Annotated in this window: 16 protein-coding genes; 15 read left to right on the plus strand and 1 reads right to left on the minus strand. The window is 72.5% G+C overall.

What is annotated here, in order from left to right:
- The 7 genes from ACK4JY_RS10430 to ACK4JY_RS10460 all read left to right on the plus strand — a co-directional run bounded on the left by ACK4JY_RS10430 (position 1) and on the right by ACK4JY_RS10460 (position 7,974).
- Positions 1-2,013 carry a TonB-dependent receptor gene (locus ACK4JY_RS10430; RefSeq protein WP_409605385.1) on the plus strand — a complete coding sequence of 671 codons (2,013 nt, stop codon included), beginning with the start codon at positions 1-3 and terminating at the stop codon, positions 2,011-2,013.
- A 52-nt stretch (positions 2,014-2,065) separates the two neighbouring features.
- Positions 2,066-2,716, plus strand: coding sequence for a PepSY-associated TM helix domain-containing protein (locus ACK4JY_RS10435; protein ID WP_409605387.1), 651 nt, complete (start codon positions 2,066-2,068; stop codon positions 2,714-2,716).
- A 30-nt stretch (positions 2,717-2,746) separates the two neighbouring features.
- Positions 2,747-3,259 (plus strand): DUF2271 domain-containing protein, encoded by a 513-nt coding sequence (locus ACK4JY_RS10440; RefSeq protein WP_409605389.1) that lies wholly within the window; start codon positions 2,747-2,749, stop codon positions 3,257-3,259.
- Between the two features lie 12 nt (positions 3,260-3,271).
- On the plus strand, positions 3,272-4,072 hold the full coding sequence (locus tag ACK4JY_RS10445; RefSeq protein ID WP_409605391.1) for a DUF4198 domain-containing protein: 801 nt from the start codon (positions 3,272-3,274) through the stop codon (positions 4,070-4,072).
- Positions 4,073-4,134: 62 nt separating this feature from the next.
- A complete protein-coding gene (locus ACK4JY_RS10450) occupies positions 4,135-5,160 on the plus strand; it encodes an FAD:protein FMN transferase (RefSeq protein ID WP_409605393.1) in 1,026 nt (341 codons plus the stop codon).
- Complete coding sequence (locus ACK4JY_RS10455; protein ID WP_409605395.1) at positions 5,157-6,527, plus strand: sulfite reductase subunit alpha; 1,371 nt, start codon at positions 5,157-5,159, stop codon at positions 6,525-6,527. Before ACK4JY_RS10450 ends, ACK4JY_RS10455 begins: the two co-directional genes overlap by 4 nt.
- A 94-nt stretch (positions 6,528-6,621) precedes the next feature.
- Positions 6,622-7,974: a putative bifunctional diguanylate cyclase/phosphodiesterase gene (locus ACK4JY_RS10460; protein ID WP_409605397.1), complete on the plus strand. Its 1,353-nt coding sequence runs from the start codon at positions 6,622-6,624 to the stop codon at positions 7,972-7,974.
- Between the two features lie 7 nt (positions 7,975-7,981).
- On the opposite strand, the gene ACK4JY_RS10465 is transcribed toward ACK4JY_RS10460, so the two are convergent.
- Complete coding sequence (locus ACK4JY_RS10465) at positions 7,982-9,190, minus strand: NAD(P)/FAD-dependent oxidoreductase (RefSeq protein ID WP_409605399.1); 1,209 nt, start codon at positions 9,188-9,190, stop codon at positions 7,982-7,984.
- Positions 9,191-9,293: 103 nt separating this feature from the next.
- On the opposite strand from ACK4JY_RS10465, the gene ACK4JY_RS10470 reads away from it, so the two are divergent.
- From ACK4JY_RS10470 to hisIE, 8 genes are all read left to right on the plus strand, one after another.
- A complete protein-coding gene (locus tag ACK4JY_RS10470; protein ID WP_409605401.1) occupies positions 9,294-9,605 on the plus strand; it encodes a YerC/YecD family TrpR-related protein in 312 nt (103 codons plus the stop codon).
- 8 nt (positions 9,606-9,613) lie between these two features.
- Positions 9,614-10,495 carry an ATP phosphoribosyltransferase gene (gene hisG / locus ACK4JY_RS10475; RefSeq protein WP_409605402.1) on the plus strand — a complete coding sequence of 294 codons (882 nt, stop codon included), beginning with the start codon at positions 9,614-9,616 and terminating at the stop codon, positions 10,493-10,495.
- Positions 10,495-11,799: a histidinol dehydrogenase gene (gene hisD, locus ACK4JY_RS10480; protein ID WP_409605404.1), complete on the plus strand. Its 1,305-nt coding sequence runs from the start codon at positions 10,495-10,497 to the stop codon at positions 11,797-11,799. The genes hisG and hisD overlap by 1 nt, the downstream gene beginning before the upstream one ends.
- Entirely contained in the window at positions 11,796-13,235 is a 1,440-nt protein-coding gene (gene hisB, locus ACK4JY_RS10485) for an imidazoleglycerol-phosphate dehydratase HisB (protein ID WP_409605406.1), read from the plus strand. The genes hisD and hisB overlap by 4 nt, the downstream gene beginning before the upstream one ends.
- 163 nt (positions 13,236-13,398) lie before the next feature.
- On the plus strand, positions 13,399-14,001 hold the full coding sequence (gene hisH, locus ACK4JY_RS10490; RefSeq protein ID WP_409605408.1) for an imidazole glycerol phosphate synthase subunit HisH: 603 nt from the start codon (positions 13,399-13,401) through the stop codon (positions 13,999-14,001).
- Complete coding sequence (locus ACK4JY_RS10495) at positions 13,998-14,732, plus strand: 1-(5-phosphoribosyl)-5-[(5-phosphoribosylamino)methylideneamino] imidazole-4-carboxamide isomerase (RefSeq protein ID WP_409605410.1); 735 nt, start codon at positions 13,998-14,000, stop codon at positions 14,730-14,732. The genes hisH and ACK4JY_RS10495 overlap by 4 nt, the downstream gene beginning before the upstream one ends.
- A gap of 31 nt (positions 14,733-14,763) precedes the next feature.
- Positions 14,764-15,531, plus strand: a complete 768-nt coding sequence (gene hisF, locus ACK4JY_RS10500) for an imidazole glycerol phosphate synthase subunit HisF (RefSeq protein ID WP_409605412.1) — start codon at positions 14,764-14,766, stop codon at positions 15,529-15,531.
- A 172-nt stretch (positions 15,532-15,703) separates the two neighbouring features.
- Positions 15,704-16,342 (plus strand): bifunctional phosphoribosyl-AMP cyclohydrolase/phosphoribosyl-ATP diphosphatase HisIE, encoded by a 639-nt coding sequence (gene hisIE / locus ACK4JY_RS10505; RefSeq protein ID WP_409605414.1) that lies wholly within the window; start codon positions 15,704-15,706, stop codon positions 16,340-16,342.
- Positions 16,343-16,350 lie beyond the last annotated feature (8 nt).

The raw sequence follows: 16,350 nt of genomic DNA on the forward strand, positions 1-16,350 counted from the left end.
ATGCTGCAGATTCCTCCTCCCCCGCTGCCCGATGTCGTCGTCACCGGCGCCCGCCTGCCGCCCGCCGCCGGCGAGGCCGCCTTTTCCGTGACCCGACTCGATGACCGCGACCTGCGCGATCAGCAGCGGCTGGACGAGGCGCTGGCGACGGTCCCGGCCGTGTCCCTGTTCCGCCGCACCTCCAGCCAGGCGGCCAATCCCACGACCCAGGGCATCAGCCTGCGCGCCATCGCTCCCTCGGGCGCCGGCCGCACCCTCGTCACCCTCGACGGCGTGCCTCTGAACGATCCGTTCGGGGGCTGGGTCATCTGGTCCCAGGTCCCGACCGAGAGCCTTTCCGGCCTCGACCTCGTGCGCGGCTCCGGCGCCGGTCCCTATGGCGCGGGCGCCCTGACCGGCGTCATCCAGCTGCGCGAGCGCGACGCCGGGACCGTCCTCGACGCCTCGATCAGCGAGCGCGGCGGCGCCCGGCTCGGGGCCTCGGGCGCCACGGATCTCGGCCCGGCCCGCCTCGTCGCCTCCGGCCTGTATGAGACCAGCGACGGCTATGTCCCCGTGCGCGGCCCCGCCGCCGGCGCCGCTGACCAACCGCTGGACCTCGACGTCCGCGCCGCCGCCCTGCGCGCCGACCTCCCGATCGGCGAGGCCGCCCTGTCCCTGCGCGCTGCCGCCTTCGAGGAGGAGCGCGGCTCCGGCGTCGAGAATAGCCGCGCCGCCGCCAGCGGAAACTTGCTTTCCGCCACCGCCGCGCTTCAGCCCCGCGCAGACCGCGCCGGTTGGCGGCTTCAGGCGTGGCGGCGTGAGAGCGACATGTTCAACACCTTCGTCGCCCTCGCCGACGACCGGTCGTCGGCCAGTCTCGCGGCGTCGCAGGACGAGACGCCCGCCGTCGGCTGGGGCGTCAACGCCGCCCTGCGCCGGATCATCGTCAGCGGCATCGCCCGGGTCGAATGGGAACTCGGCGCCGACGCCCGCTTCAATGAGGGCGAGACCCGCGAACGCTTCCGCAATCTCGGCGACGGCTTTACCCGCAGCCGCGTCGCCGGCGGCGAGAACGCGGTCGCCGGCCTCTATGGCGAAGCCTCGTGGAGCTCCGGCCCGTGGCTCGCCGCCGGCGGACTGCGTTACGACGCTTGGTCGAACAGCGAGGGGCGCCGTCTCGAACGCGACCTCGCCACGGGCCTGCCGACCCTGGACGAAGCCGACCCCGACCGCTCCGGCGAAGTGGTCAGCGCCCGCTTTGCGGTCCGGCGCGCGATCGGAGGAGGCCAGGCCGTGCGCATCGCCGCCTACAGCGGTTTCCGCCCCGCCACACTCAACGAACTGCACCGCCCGTTCCGCGTCGGCAACGACATCACCGAGGCCAATGCCGCACTCGAGCCCGAAAAGCTGGCCGGCGTCGAGGCCGGGTGGGCCTGGACCGGCCAACGCGCCTCCCTGACCGCCACAGCCTTCTGGACGCAGATCGAGGACGCCATCGTCAACGTCACCCTCGGCGAGGGCCCGGGGACCTTCCCGCGCGCCGGCTTCGTGCCCGCCGGCGGCGTGCTGCGCCAGCGCCAGAACGCCGGGACCATCGAGGCCACAGGGCTCGAGCTGGAAGGCCGGTTCGAGCTCACCCCGGCCCTGTCCCTGCGCGCCGCCCTGTCGGCCACCGACGCCCGCGTCGACGGCGGCGCCATGGCCCCGCAGCTCACCGGCCTGCGGCCCGCCCAGGCGCCGGTCTGGAGCGCGACCGCCGGTCTGGACTGGCGGCCCGCTGACCGCCTGGCCCTCGCGGCCGACCTGCGCTGGGAGAGCCGTCGTTTCGATGACGACCTGAACAGCCGGGTGCTCGACGCCGCCGCCACGGTCGACCTGCGCGCCGACTGGGCCCTGACGCCCTCGACCACTGTCTGGGTCGCCGCCGACAATCTGTTCGACGCCGAGGTCGAGGTCGCAGAGACCGGAACCGGCGTCGCCGGCTTCGGCCCGCCGCGAACGCTGAGCGTCGGGGTCAGACTGTCCCGCTGAGTTCGCGCAAGCCCCTATTGCAAACCGTTCGCAACTTCGGCACAAGCCATGCGTGACCGACGCCGCGACCCCCGCCAGGCCCCCGAAGGCCCTCAACGCCAGACGTTCGTTCTGGCTCAAGCAGTTGCACCAGTGGCATTGGATTTCCGCCGCCCTCAGCCTGATCGGCCTGCTGCTGTTCGCCGTCACCGGCATCACCCTCAACCACGCCGCCCAGATTCCCGCCGAGCCGGTGACCGTCGAACAGACCGCAACCCTGCCCGCCCCCTTGACCGAGCGGCTGGCCGCCTTCCCGGAAGAGACCACCGATCCGGTCCCCGACGCCGTCGCCCGCTGGGCCTCGGACGCCTTCAAGGTCAGCATCGCCGGCCGGCCCACCGAAACCACCGCTGACGAAATCTATGTCGCCCTCGCCGAGCCCGGCGGCGACGGCTGGCTGACCATCGACCGGGCCACCGGCGAGGCCCTGCGCGAGCGCACCACGCGCGGCTGGGTCGCCTGGCTCAACGACCTGCACAAGGGCCGCAACACCGGCCCGGTCTGGTACTGGTTCATCGACGTCTTCGCCGTCGCCTGCGTCGTGTTCGCCGTCACCGGCTTCGCCCTGGCGCTGATGCATGCGCGCCAGCGCCCCTCGACTTGGCCCCTGCTCGGGCTCGGCCTGCTGATTCCCGCCGTCATCGCCCTGCTGTTCATCCACTGATCCGCCCCCTTCCGACCGAACGAGTGTCCTATGCGTAAGCTCACCCTCGCCGTTTCCGCCGCCGCCGCCGCGACCGGCGCCGTCGCCTCGCCCGTCCTCGCCGCCGACCTGAACGTCTCCATCGAGATTCCGCGCCTGTCGGTGGCCGCCTACCACCGCCCCTATGTCGCGGTCTGGATCGAGCGGCCGGACAACACCGCCGTGCGCACCCTCGCCGTCTGGTACGAGGTCTCCAACGTCGCCGAGGGCAAGGACTGGCTCAAGGACATGCGCACCTGGTGGCGCCGCGGCGGTCGCGCCCTGACCCTGCCGGCCGACGGCGTCTCCAGCGCCACCAAGGCCCCGGGCCGGCATACGGTCGCCGTCCCCGCCGCCCGCCTGCGGACCCTCGCCGCCGGCGACTACGTCTTGGTCGTCGAGGCGGCCCGTGAACTGGGCGGCCGCGAGGCCGTCCGCGTACCGTTCCGCTGGGGCGCGCCCAACACCGCCCGCGCCGCCGGCGCGACCGAACTCGGCGCCGTCAGCGTCACCGTCACCCGCTAAAGGAAGACCGCCATGAAGAAGCCGCTCGCCATTCTCGCCGCCCTCGCGACCCTCGCCCTGCCGTTGTCGGCCCAGGCCCACCGCGCCTGGCTGGCGCCGACCTCGACCGTCCTGTCGGGCACGGACGCCTGGGTCGGCTTCGACGCCGCCATGTCGAACGGCGTCTTCATCGCCGACCACGCCGCCATGAACCTGGACAGCCTCGTCATCACCGCGCCGGACGGATCGACCGCCCGGCCCGAGAACATGATGCGGGCGCGCTACCGCTCGACCTTCGACCTGCACCTGACCCAGCCCGGCACCTACCGGGTCGCCAACGTCATGGGCGGCGTGGTTGTCAGCTACAAGGTCGACGGCGCGACCCGGCGCTGGCGCGGGGCCGAGGCGGACATGGCGGCCAATATCCCGGCCGGCGCCACCGAGGTGACCGTCACCCGCTCCGACAGCCGCGTCGAGACCTTCGTCACCCTCGGCGCCCCGACCACCGACGCCCTTCAGCCCACCGGCAAGGGCATCGAGCTGGCGCCGGTCAGCCACCCCAACGACCTTGTCGCCGGCGAGGCCGCCACCTTCAAACTGCTCCGCGACGGCCAGCCGGCCGCCGACATGGAGGTCACGATCGCCCGCGGCGGCACCCGCTACCGCGACAATCCGGAGGAGATGACGGTCCGCACCGGCGCTGACGGCGCCTTCACCGTGACCTGGCCCGAGCCGGGCATGTACTGGGTCAACGCCTCGGTGCGCACCCCCGCCGCCGACGGCCGCCCCGCCGCCTCGGCCCAGTACAACGGCGTCATGGAAGTGCTGCCCTGACCGATCCTCGTTCCGGCCGCGCCGCCCCGCCGCCGATCCTGATCGGCGACGGGGCCCCGCGCGTGGACAACCGGGTGCTGATCCCGACCCACGGCAAACGGCCCGCGCCCGCTCCGTCCAATCTCATCCGGGATTTCGCCGGCGAGACCATGGGCACCACCTGGGCGGTCCGCCTGACGCCGCCGCCCGGAGTCGAGCCTGACGACCTGCAGGCGGCGATCGAAGAGGTGCTGGCCGAGGTCGTGCTGCTGTTCAGCCACTGGGAGCCGCGCTCGGAACTGTCACGCCTGAACGCCGCCCCGCCCGGCTTCTGGGCCGTATCCGAGCCGTTCTGGGCCCTGCTGAACGCCGCCCTCGACCTGGCCGACGAAACCAACGGCGCGGTCGACCCGACCCTCGGGGCCCTGGTCGATCTGTGGGGATTCGGCCCGCCCGGGCCGCGTCCGCTCGACGCCTTCGGCCAGGGCTTCACCGTCCCGTTCGAGGACGAGATCGCCGCCGCCCGCGCGCTCAGCGGCTGGGGCCGGCTGCGGCTCAACCGCGACGCCCGCGCCGTCCAGCAGCTGGGCGGCGTCAAGCTGGACCTGTCCGCCATCGCCAAGGGTCACGCCGTCGACCGCGTATCCGAGCGGCTCACCGCCCTTGGCGCGACGCACCATCTCGTCGAGATCGGCGGCGAACTGCGCGGCGCCGGGGTCAAGCCCGACCGCCATCCGTGGTGGGTTGAACTGCAGCAAGGTCCGGGCGCCCCCGCTCCCCACACCGTCGCCGCCCTGTTCGATCTCGCGGTCGCCACCTCCGGCGACTGGATCCGCCGCTACGAGGTCTATGGCCAGACCTACAGCCACACCATCGACGGCCGCACCGGCCGTCCGGTCGCCAACGGCGTCGCCTCGGTGACCGTGCTCGCCGAGACCGCCATGTACGCCGACGCCATGTCCACGGCCCTGACCGTCATGGGCCCCGAAGAAGGTCCCGCCTTCGCCGAGGCGGTGGGCATCGCCGCCGCCTTCGTGGTGCGCGGCGAGACCGGCCTGACCGAGATCGTCACCCCCGCCTTCACCGCCATGCTGAACGAGGGCGCGTGACCGCAGATCCGCTGCGCTGGCTCTGGGCCGCCGCGGCGGTCGCGCTGTGGCTGGCCCTTGTCGGCGCCGTCGCCTGGAGCCGCGCCCGGGCCCGCCGCGCCGCCGCTGGCCGCGCCTCGGCCCTTGCCCCCGCCGAGGGCGCCGACGCCCTGCTGATCGCCTTCGCCAGCCAGACCGGCCAGGCCGAGGAACTGGCCTGGATGACCGCCTCGACCCTGTCCGGGGCCGGCGTGCCCTCGCGCGTCGTCCTGCTCGGCGACCTCGGCCCTGACGCGCTGAGGGCTGAAGGCCGGGTCCTGATCATCGCCTCCACCACCGGCGAGGGCGACGGCCCGGACGCCATGTCGTGGTTCGCCCGCCAACATATGGCCGGCCCCGCCGACCTCGCCGGCCTGTCCTACGGCCTGCTGGCGCTCGGCGACCGCACCTACGCCGACTTCTGCGGCTTTGGCCGGGCGCTGGACCTGTGGCTGCAGCGCTCCGGGGCCATCCCCCTCTTCGACCGGGTCGAGGTGGACAATGGCGACGCTGGCGCCATCCGCCACTGGCAACACCAGCTCGGCGCCGTCATTGGCCGCCCGGTCGAGGCCGACTGGACCCCGCCCGCCTATGACCGCTGGCGTCTCGTCGCCCGCACCCATCTGAACCCCGGCAGCCCGGGCGGCGAGGCCTGGCGTCTGGCCTTCGAACCGGTCGACCACGCCGCGCACTGGGTCGCCGGCGATATCGCCGAGATCGGCCTGCCCGCCGTCGACGGAGTCGCCCCCGCCAGCCGCGAATACTCCGTCGCCTCCTTGCCGTCCGACGGCCGGGTCGAGTTCATCGTCCGCCGGTCGCTGCGCCCCGACGGCTCCCCGGGGCTCGCCTCCGGCTGGCTGACCGGCGACCTCCCCGTCGGCGACCCGATCGACATGCGGATTCGCACCAACAGCGGCTTCCATGGACCGGCCGCGGAGGTTCCGCTGGTCCTCATTGGCAACGGCACGGGCCTGGCCGGCCTGCGTGCTCACTGGCGCGCCCGCGCCACCGGCGCCCACGGCGGCGTCTGGCTCCTGTTCGGCGAACGCACCTCGGCCCACGACGCCTTCCTCGACACGGAGCTCCACAGCGCCCTCGCTTCTGGTGTACTGACCCGCCTCGACCGCGCCTTTTCACGCGATCCCGGCGATGGACGCTACGTTCAGGATCTTATCACCCTGAACACGGACGAACTGGCCGCCTGGATCGATCGCGGCGCCGTCATTCTGGTCTGCGGCAGCCTCGACGGCATGTCGACCGGCGTCCACGCGGCGCTTGAGACCGCTCTTGGCCCGGACCGACTGCTCGCCCTTGCCGAAGCCGGTCGCTACCGCCGGGACGTCTACTAGCCGCGCCTGGTCTGCCCTTTGTGCGCCCGCAGGCGAATTCCTTGCTCGCCGAACAGTTTACCCCCGCTTCATGAGACTGGGTTACACGCGAGGGATGCGCCCGTTCGCGTTCCTGTCCGCGCTGCTCTCTCCAGCCTCTCGCCGGGCGGCTCCGCACGACCATGATGCGCGCCTCGCCCATATGGCCCTGCACGACCAGGAAACCGGACTGGTCAACCGCCTGTCGCTGGAGAGGCTCGCCGCCGCCGGGCCGCCGGCCTACGTCATTCTGTTTGGCGTCGACCGGTTCGAGGTGCTGCGCAACGCCATCGGCTACGACTCCATGGCCAGCCTGCTGACCACGCTCGGCCACCGGCTTTCCGGCCTGACCGGTCGCGCCGCCGTCGCCCGGGTCGGCGCCGGCGTCCTCGGCCTGGTCCTCCGCGCCGACGATGACGAAGACGCCGTCCGCATGGCCGCCCGTATCTGCGAGGCCGCCCAGGCCCCGGTGATCCTGAACGGCGCCCCGGTCGACATCGCCCTGACGGCCGGCGTCGCCCGCACCGGCGCGGCCAGCCGCAGCGTTGGCTCCGCCCTCGACCGCGCCGCCATCGCCGTCGACCAGGCCCGCGCCGCCCATCGCCGCGCCGGCCTGTTCGACGCCGTGCGCTACGGCGACCCCGCCGGCAATCTGTCGCTGATCAGCGAACTGATGGCCGCGCTCGACAACGGCGAGTTCTCGCTGAACTACCAGCCGAAATACGATTTCCGCGCCGAGGGGGTCACGGCCGTCGAGGCGCTGGCCCGCTGGACCCATCCGCGACGCGGCTTCGTCTCGCCCGAACTGTTCGTGGCCATGGCCGAGGAAACCGGCCACATCCGCCCGCTGACCGAATGGGTCATCCATCAGGCCATCCGCGACCAGGCCCATCTTCGCCGCGCCGGCCACGACCTGATGATGTCGGTCAACATCTCCGGCCGCCTGCTGTCCGACGAGAGTTTCGCCGACTTCGCCCTCGCCGCCGTCGATCAATCCGGGGCGCGGCTGTGCTTCGAGATCACCGAGACCGCCGTGGTCGGCAACCCGGAGATGGCCCTGCACATCCTCGACCGCTTCGCCGACGCCGGCATCTCCGTGTCGCTGGACGACTACGGCTCGGGCCTGTCGTCCCTGACCTATCTGAAACAGATCCGCGCCGACGAGCTCAAGATCGACAAGAGCTTTATCCTCGGCCTTGACGACTCGGCCCGCGACGGCCTGCTGGTCAAGTCGACCATCGACCTCGCCCATGGCCTCGGCATGAAGGTCACCGCCGAGGGGGTCGAGACCCCGACCGCCCTGGCCCTGCTACGCGGCATGGGCTGCGACATGGCCCAGGGCTATCTGATCGGGCGGCCGGTTTCCTTCGCCGCCCTGCTCGAGCGACTGGACGGCCCGGCGCGCAAGGCCGCCACCGTCGCCGCCTGACACCGGTTCACCCCGCCGCCACCGCCTTCATCGACACCCCTGAATCCGCCAGCCGCACCGGATCGACCGGCGTCGCCCGGCCGATCATCTGCCGCCCGGCCATGAACTCGGCCGGGGCGTTGACCGCCTCGGCGCAGACGATCCGGTCGCCGTCCAGGTGGAACACCGCGAAGGCCGCCGTCGCCGGGTCGCCGCGCAGCACCTGACGATCCGCCCCCTCGGGCAGGCCGGCGATCTGCAGCTTGACGTCATACTGGTCGGACCAGAACCATGGCACTTCGGGCGTCGGCGCCGGCCGGCCGGTGATGGCCGCCGCCGTCTGTTTCGCCTGTTCCAGCGCGTTGGGCACGCTCTCCAGCCGCTGCATCCGCCCGCCATGCGCCGGGATCGGCCGCCAGCTCACATCGCCGATGGCCCAGATCGCCGGATCCGAAGTACGCGCCGCCTCATCGACGACGATGCCGTTCTGACAGGCCAGCCCGGCCGTCGCCGCCAGCTGGTCGCAGGCCGCCGCGCCGACGCCCACCAGAATCGCATCGGCCCCGACCAGCCGGCCGTCCGCGAGCCGCACGCCGTCCGCCTCGAACCCCGTCACCTCGGCCGAGGTCAGCACCTCGACGCCATGTGCGCGATGATAGCCGGTGAAGAAGTCCGACAGGGTCTGCGACGCCACCCGCGCCAGCACCCGGTCCATCCGTTCGATGACCACCGCCTCCGCGCCCAGCGCCCGCGCCGAGGCCGCCGCCTCCAGTCCGACATAGCCGCCGCCGACCACGGCCAGCCGCTTGCCGGGCCCCAGCGCCGCCTTCAGCCGCTCCGCATCCGCCAGCGTCCGCAGCTCCAAGAGGTCCTGCCGGTCCGCCCCCGGAATGGACAGCTTCCGCGCCGTCGATCCGGTCGCCAGGATCAGGGCGTCGTACGGTTCGACCGTCCCGTCGGCGAACGTCACCGTCCTGCCGGCCGCATCGATCGAGACGGCCGTCACGCCCAGCCGCAGTTCAATCCCGTGCTCGGCGTAGAATTCCTCCGGCCGCAGCAGCAGCGCCTCGAGATCGGCCTCGCCCTTCAGCCACGCCTTGGACAACGGCGGCCGCTGGTACGGCGGCGCCGCCTCCTCCCCGGCCAGCACGATCGGCCCCTCATGCCCGTACTGCCTGAGCAGGGCCGCCGCCGTACCGCCCGCATGCCCCGCGCCGATGATCAGAACCTTGGTCATGGATGGTGAGATAGAGGGGCTGGGGGCCAGGGGCTAGGGGCTAGGGATGGGTTGGGTCCAACCCCCTTGACCGTTCCACCGTTACAGCATAGTGGAACGCGCCATGACCGAGACCCTTCCACACAACGCCGCCGCCGCGGTGCGCAGCCGCGTCGCCCTCTACGACGCCCTGCTGTCGCTCAAGACGCGCCAGGAGGTCGACGCCTTCCTCGCCGACCTGTGCACGCCGGCGGAGATCCGCGCCTTCGCCGAGCGCTGGGAGGTGGCCCGCCTGCTCGACGCCGGGGGCAAGTCCTATCGCGAAATCGCCGCCGAGGCCCAGGCCAGCCCGACCACGGTCGTGCGGGTCGCCCGATTCCTCAAGGAGATGCCCCATCAGGGCTATCGCCTCGTCCTCGACCGCATCAAGAGCTGAGTAGAACCATGAGTACCGTCCAGGGCCGGCTGCGCATCGCCGTCCAGAAATCCGGCCGTCTGTCCGACCGCAGCCTCGACCTCGTCCGCGACGCCGGTCTGCGCGTGGTCAAGGGCAACAACGATCTGCTCTATCGGGTCGAGAACTATCCGATCGACCTGCTGCGCGTGCGCGACGACGACATTCCGACCTTCGTCGCCGACGGCGTCTGCGACCTCGGCATCGTCGGCGAGAACGTGCTGGAGGAGGCCCGCAACGGCGGCCCGGTCGCCGAGGTCATCATGCCGCTCGGCTTCGGCCGCTGCACCCTGAAGATCGCCGTCCCGCCGACCCTCGCCTACGACGGCCCGGCCTCGCTGGAGGGTCTGCGCGTCGCCACCTCCTATCCGAAGATCCTGCGCCGCTGGCTCGACGAGCGGAACATCGGCGCCGACATCGTCACCATGCGCGGCGCCGTCGAGGTCGCGCCCCGGCTGAAACTGGCCTCGGCCATCTGCGACCTGGTCTCCACCGGCGCGACGCTGGAGGCCAACGGCCTCGACGCGCGCGAGACCGTGCTGGAAAGCCAGGCCGTGCTGATCAAGTCCCCGGTCGCCCCCGAGCCCGCCCTGCGGCACCTGCTGGACAGCATCATCGAACGCATGTCCGGCGTCGTCTCCTCGCAGGGGGCCAAATACGTCATGCTCAACGCCCCGCGCTCGGCGCTGGACAGGATCACCGCCATCCTGCCGGGCGCCGGTTCGCCGACGGTCATGCCCCTGTCCGGCCGCGACGACGCCGTCGCCGTCCACGCGGTCTGCCAGGAGGCCGTCTTCTGGGAGACGCTGGAGAAGCTCAAGGCCGCGGGGGCCTCGGCCATCCTCGTCCTGCCGATCGAGAAGATGATGTGATGCGGCTGATCGACTGGTCCTCCCTCGACGCCCCCGGCCGGCTCGCCGCCCTCGCCCGCCCCACCAGCCGCGGCGAGACCCGGGTCAGCGACATCGTGCGCGAAATCTTCGACGACGTGCAGGCGCGCGGCGGCGCCGCCGTCGCCGACTGGAGCCTGAAGTTCGACGGCTTCGCGCCCCGCCGCATCGCCATCACCCCGGCGGCGGTCGACGCCGCCCGCGACGCCCTGCCGCCGACCGCCACCCGCTCGCTGCGGATCGCCGCCGAGAATGTGCGCGTCTTCCATCAGGCCACCCGGCCGGAAGACACCCCCTTCTTCGAGACCACTCCGGGCGTCCGCTCCCGCCTCGTCTGGCGCCCCATCGGCGCGGCCGGCATCTATGTGCCCGGCGGCACAGCACCCCTGTTCTCCTCCCTGCTGATGCAGGCCATCCCGGCCCAGGTCGCCGGCGTGCGCGAGCGTGTCGTGGTCACCCCGCCGGCCAAGGACCGCGGCGTCCATCCGGCGATGATCTACGCCGCCGCCGAGGCCGGTCTCGACGCCATCTGGCTGATCGGCGGGGCCCAGGCCATCGCCGCCCTGACCTTCGGCGCCGTACTTGACGACGGCGAGATCCCGGCCTGCGACAAGCTGTTCGGCCCGGGCAACGCCTTCGTCGCCGAGGCCAAGAAACAGGCCTCCGCCCGGCCGCGCGGCCCCGCCGTGGACATGCCCGCCGGTCCGTCCGAACTGCTGGTCATCGCCGACCGCGACGCCGACCCGGAGATCGCCGCCGCCGACCTGCTCAGCCAGGCCGAGCACGACGCCGACGCCCAGGTCATCCTCGTCTCCGAGAGCCGCGCCAACATCGAGGCCATCCTCGCCGAGGTCGAGCGCCAGTTGCAGACCCTGCCCCGCGCCGACATCGCCCGCGCGTCCCTCGGCGAGGGCCGCGCGATCCGCGTGCGCGACATGGCCGAGGCCTGCGAGGTCGCCAACCTGTATGGCCCCGAACACCTCGCCCTGCAGACCGTCGACCCCGAGGCCATGGTCGAACGCATCACCGCCGCCGGCGCCGTCTTCGTCGGCGCTTACGCCGCCGAAACGCTCGGCGACTACGCCGCCGGCCCCAGCCACGTCCTGCCGACCGACGGCGCCGCCCGCACCATCGGCGGCATCACCACCGCCAGCTTCATGACCTCAATGTCGGTACAATCCGTCTCCGAGGCCGGGGCCCGCGAGCTGGCCCCCGTCGCCGCCCGCCTCGCCCGTCTCGAAGGCCTTGAGGCCCACGCCCGCGCCGCAGACCTGAGGGCCCGATGATAACCAACCTGCCCGCCCCCTTCGCCCCGCTGGTCTCCGGCGGCGACGGCCTCGACCGCTATCCGGCCGAGCCCCGCGCCCTCGCCGCCCGCATGGCCGAGGTCTATGGCGTCCCCGCCGAGCGCGTCCTGCCGGTGCGCGGCCTGACCCACGGGCTGGAGCTGGTCTTCCGCCTCGCCGCCCGCGTCGGACAGGCGGTCCAGGCCCCCGACGCCGAGCCCTATCGCGCCCTCCCCGCCCTCTACGCCCGCCCCGCTCCCGACGCCGCCCCCGGCGCGGTGATCCTGCGCGCCCTCGGCTCCTCCGAGGCCGTCGCCGAGATGGCCGCCCGCGTCGCCCCCGCCCTGCTGGTCATCGACGAAGGCCTCGCGGAGTTCGCCGACGCCCCCTCCGCCGCCACGGTCATCGACGCCCACGCCAATCTGGTCGTGCTGCGCAGCCTGTCGCTGGCCCATGGCCTCGCCGGAGCCCGCGTCGGCGCCGCCCTCGCCCAAGCCGAAACCCTCGCCCGTCTTGCCGGTGTGATGGAGCCCTACGCCCTGCCGGAAGTGTCGATCCGGCTGGCGCTACAGGCGCTCGATCCCTCGCGCATGATGGAGACCGGCCAGCGCATCGCCCTTGTCCGGGCCGAGCGCGAGCGGCTGGTCAAGGCCCTGTCCCGGGCCATGGTCGTCGAACCCGGCTTCGGCCCCGTCATCATGGCCCGGCCGTCCGATCCCGACGCCGTCCTCGTCGGCCTGGCCCGCTACGGCGTCGCCGCCGAGCGCGCCGGCGAGCGCCTGCGCCTGCCCGTCTCGGCCCGGACCGAGGTCAACGACCGCCTGCTCGCCGCCCTCGACCTCGCCCCGACCCCGGCCCGTCCGCACCGCACCGGCGAGGCCGTTCGCGACACCAAGGAGACGCGCATCGTCTGCGCCGTCGACCTCGACTCGCCCGGTCCCATCGCCATCCACACCGGCGTCGGCTTCTTCGACCACATGCTGGAGCAGATCGCCGCCCACGGGGGCTTCTCGCTGCGCCTCTCGTGCGAGGGCGACCTGCACACCGATCCGCACCACACCATCGAGGACTCGGCCATCGCCCTCGGCCAGGCCCTGAAACAGGCGCTGGGCGAGCGTCGCGGCATCGCCCGCTACGGCTTCGTCCTGCCGATGGACGAGGCCAACGCCGCCGTGTCCATCGACCTGTCCGGCCGCCCCTATCCGGTGTTCGAGGGAACCTTCGACACCCCCTTCATCGGCGAGTACCGCACCGACCTGACGGCCCACGTCTTCCGCTCGCTGGCCGAACACCTCGGCGCGGCCATCCACGTCTCGGTCACCGGCGACGACGACCACCACAAGACCGAGGCCGTCTACAAGGCCTTCGGCCGCGCCCTGCGCCAGGCCATCCGCGTCGAGGGCGACGCCGTCCCGAGCACCAAGGGGGTGTTGTGATGAGCGTCTCAGAGTTCCTTCTCCCCTCGGGGGAGAAGGTGGGCGGCGTAGCCGCTCGGATGAGGGGGCTGCCAACCTCAAGCTCAGGGGTCGATCTTCAGCCTCGCTTCGCCATTCCCCTCATCCGGCCCTCCGGGCCACCTTCTCCCCCAAGGGGAGAAGGATGAGCGTAGTCACCGTCCTCTCCTACGGCGCCGGCAATGTCGCCTCGGTCCAGTTCGCGCTGGAGCGGCTCGGCGCGACCGTCCGCCTGACCGCCGATCCGGCCGAACTCGCTGACGCCGAACGCCTGATCCTGCCCGGCGTCGGCGCCGCCGGCTACGCCATGGCGCGGCTGGCCGAACTGGGCCTGATCGAGCCGATCCGCGCCTTCCCCCGCCCCCTGCTCGGCGTCTGCCTTGGCCAGCAGCTGCTGTTCGACGCCAGCGACGAGGGCGGCGGCGTGCCCCTGCTCGGCCTGATCCCCGGCCGCGTCGGCCGCCTCGAGCCCGCCCCTGACCGGCCGGTGCCGCACATGGGCTGGTCGCGCCTGTCGATCGTCCGTGCCGACCCCCTGCTGGAAGGAATCGACGAGGACGCCTGGGCCTATTTCGTGCACAGCTACGTCTGTCCTGACGGTGAGGCGACCCTCGCCCGCGCCGACTACGGCGGCCCGGTCCCCGCCGTGGTCCGCAACGGCCTGCGCTGGGGCTGCCAGTTCCACCCCGAGCGCTCGGCCGCTGCCGGCGCCCGCATCCTGCAGAACTTCCTGGAGCTGACGCCATGATCGTCTACCCCGCCATCGACCTGCGCGGCGGCGTCTGCGTCCGGCTGATGCACGGCCGGTTCGACCAGGCCACCCTCTATGACGAGGATCCGGCGGCCCGACTCGCCGCCTTCGCCGCCGCCGGCGCGACCTGGGCCCATATCGTCGACCTCGACGGGGCCGAGGCCGGCCGCGCCATGCAGCACGCCCTGATCGGCGAGCTGGCCCGCTCGGGCGACATCCTGATCCAGTCGGGCGGCGGCGTCCGCTCCGACGACGACATCCGCGCCCTGCTCGCCGCCGGCGTCGCCCGCGTCGTGGTCGGCTCCCAGGCCGTGACCCGTCCCGAGGCGGTGGCCGGCTGGCTCGAGCATTTCGGCGCCGACCGGCTGACCCTCGCCATCGACGTGCGCGCCGTCGGCGACCGCTGGGTCCCCGCCCTCAAGGGCTGGACCCAGGCCGCCGAGGTCGATCTGTGGGCCGCGCTCGACCGCTATCCGCCGGGGACGGCCAGGCACCTGCTGGTCACCGACGTCGGCCGCGACGGGGCCCTGACCGGCCCCAATTTCGACCTGCTGGCCGAGCTCCGGCGCCGCCGCCCCGACCTCGAACTCCAGGCCTCGGGCGGGGTCGCGACCCTCGACGACCTGACCGGCGCCCGGGCCGTCGGCGCCGCCGGCGTGATCGTCGGCCGCGCCCTGTACGAACGCCGCTTCACCCTGCAGCAGGCGCTGGAGACGGCCAGCACATGACCGGCCAAATCTCCGGCAAGAGGGCGGTCAAGTGACCGCCCGGCGCATCATCCCCTGCCTCGACGTCAAGGACGGCCGGGTAGTCAAGGGCGTCCGTTTCGAGGGCCACGTCGACATGGGCGACGCCGCCGAGCTGGCCGCCCGCTACCGCGATCAGGGCGCCGACGAACTGGTCTTCTATGATATCGCCGCCAGCCCCGAGGGCCGCACCCTCGACTACGGCTGGGTCAGGGACATCGCCCGTCTGCTCGACATCCCGTTCAGCGTCGCCGGCGGCATCCGTTCGGTCGAACAGGCCGGTCGCTGCCTCGACCACGGTGCCGACAAGGTCTCGATCAACTCCCCCGCCCTCGAACGGCCGGAGCTGATCGCCGAAATGGCCGCCCGCTTCGGCGCCCAGTGCGTCGTCGTCGGCGTCGACTCGAAGCGCGCCGGCGACGACTGGTTCGTCCACCAGTACACCGGCGATCCGACCGCCAGCCGCGGCGCCGGCCGCCGCACCCTCGACTGGATCGTCGAGGCGCAAGACCTCGGCGCCGGCGAGATCGTGCTCAACTGCATGGACGAGGACGGCATCCGCCGCGGCTATGACATCGCCCAGCTGTCCGCCGCCCACGAACGCCTGACCATTCCGCTGGTCGCCTCGGGCGGCGCCGGCGAGGCCAGCCATTTCCGCAATGTGTTCGAACAGGCCGGCGTCTCCGGCGCCCTCGCCGCCAGCGTCTTCCACACCGGCGCGGTGGCTATTCCGGACCTGAAGGCGTTTCTGATCACCAACGGCGTAGAGGTGAGGCCATGAGACTGTTTGACTCCCTTCCCCCCTTGCGGGGGAAGGTGGCTCGCGGAGCGAGACGGATGGGGGGTGAAACACCGCCCTCTCCGATTGGCTTGTCCCTGACCTGTTCGTCGGCGGGACAAGCCCCCCCATCCGACCGGCTCCGCCGGCCACCTTCCCCCGCAAGGGGGGAAGGATGCTGAACCTCGACCAACTCGACTTCGCCAAGGGCGACGGCCTGCTGCCCGTCGTCGTACAGGACGCCGCCACCCTGCAGGTCCTGACGCTGGCCTATATGGACCGCGCCGCCCTCGACGAGACGATCGCCTCGGGCGAGGCGACCTTCTTCTCGCGCTCGCGCGGCGGCCGCTGGCGCAAGGGCGAGACCTCCGGCGACCGGCTGTCCGTCGTCTCCATCACCCCGGACTGCGACGCCGACTCGCTGGTGCTCAAGGTCCGTCCCGTCGGCAACGCCTGCCACCTGAACCGGATCAGCTGTTTCGGCGCGGAAGACGCGCCCGGCCTCGGCCGCATCGCCCGGCTGGAACAGACCATCACCGCCCGCGCCGCCGCCGACCCGGCGCAAAGCTGGACCGCCCGCCTGCTCGCCGAGGGCCCCAAACGGGCCGCCCAGAAGGTCGGCGAGGAGGGCGTCGAGACCGCCCTCGCCGGCGCCGCCGGCCCGGATTCGGAACTCGCATCCGAGGCCGCGGATTTGGTCTATCATCTGCTGGTGCTGCTCCGGGCCCGTCACATGGTGTTTCAGGACGTCCTCGACGTCTTGGCGGAGCGGGCGGAAGCGGCCAGACAAACCCCCGGTCACGACGGGACCTGAACCTGAGG

Source organism: Brevundimonas sp., assembly GCF_046295595.1.
GTDB lineage: Bacteria > Pseudomonadota > Alphaproteobacteria > Caulobacterales > Caulobacteraceae > Brevundimonas.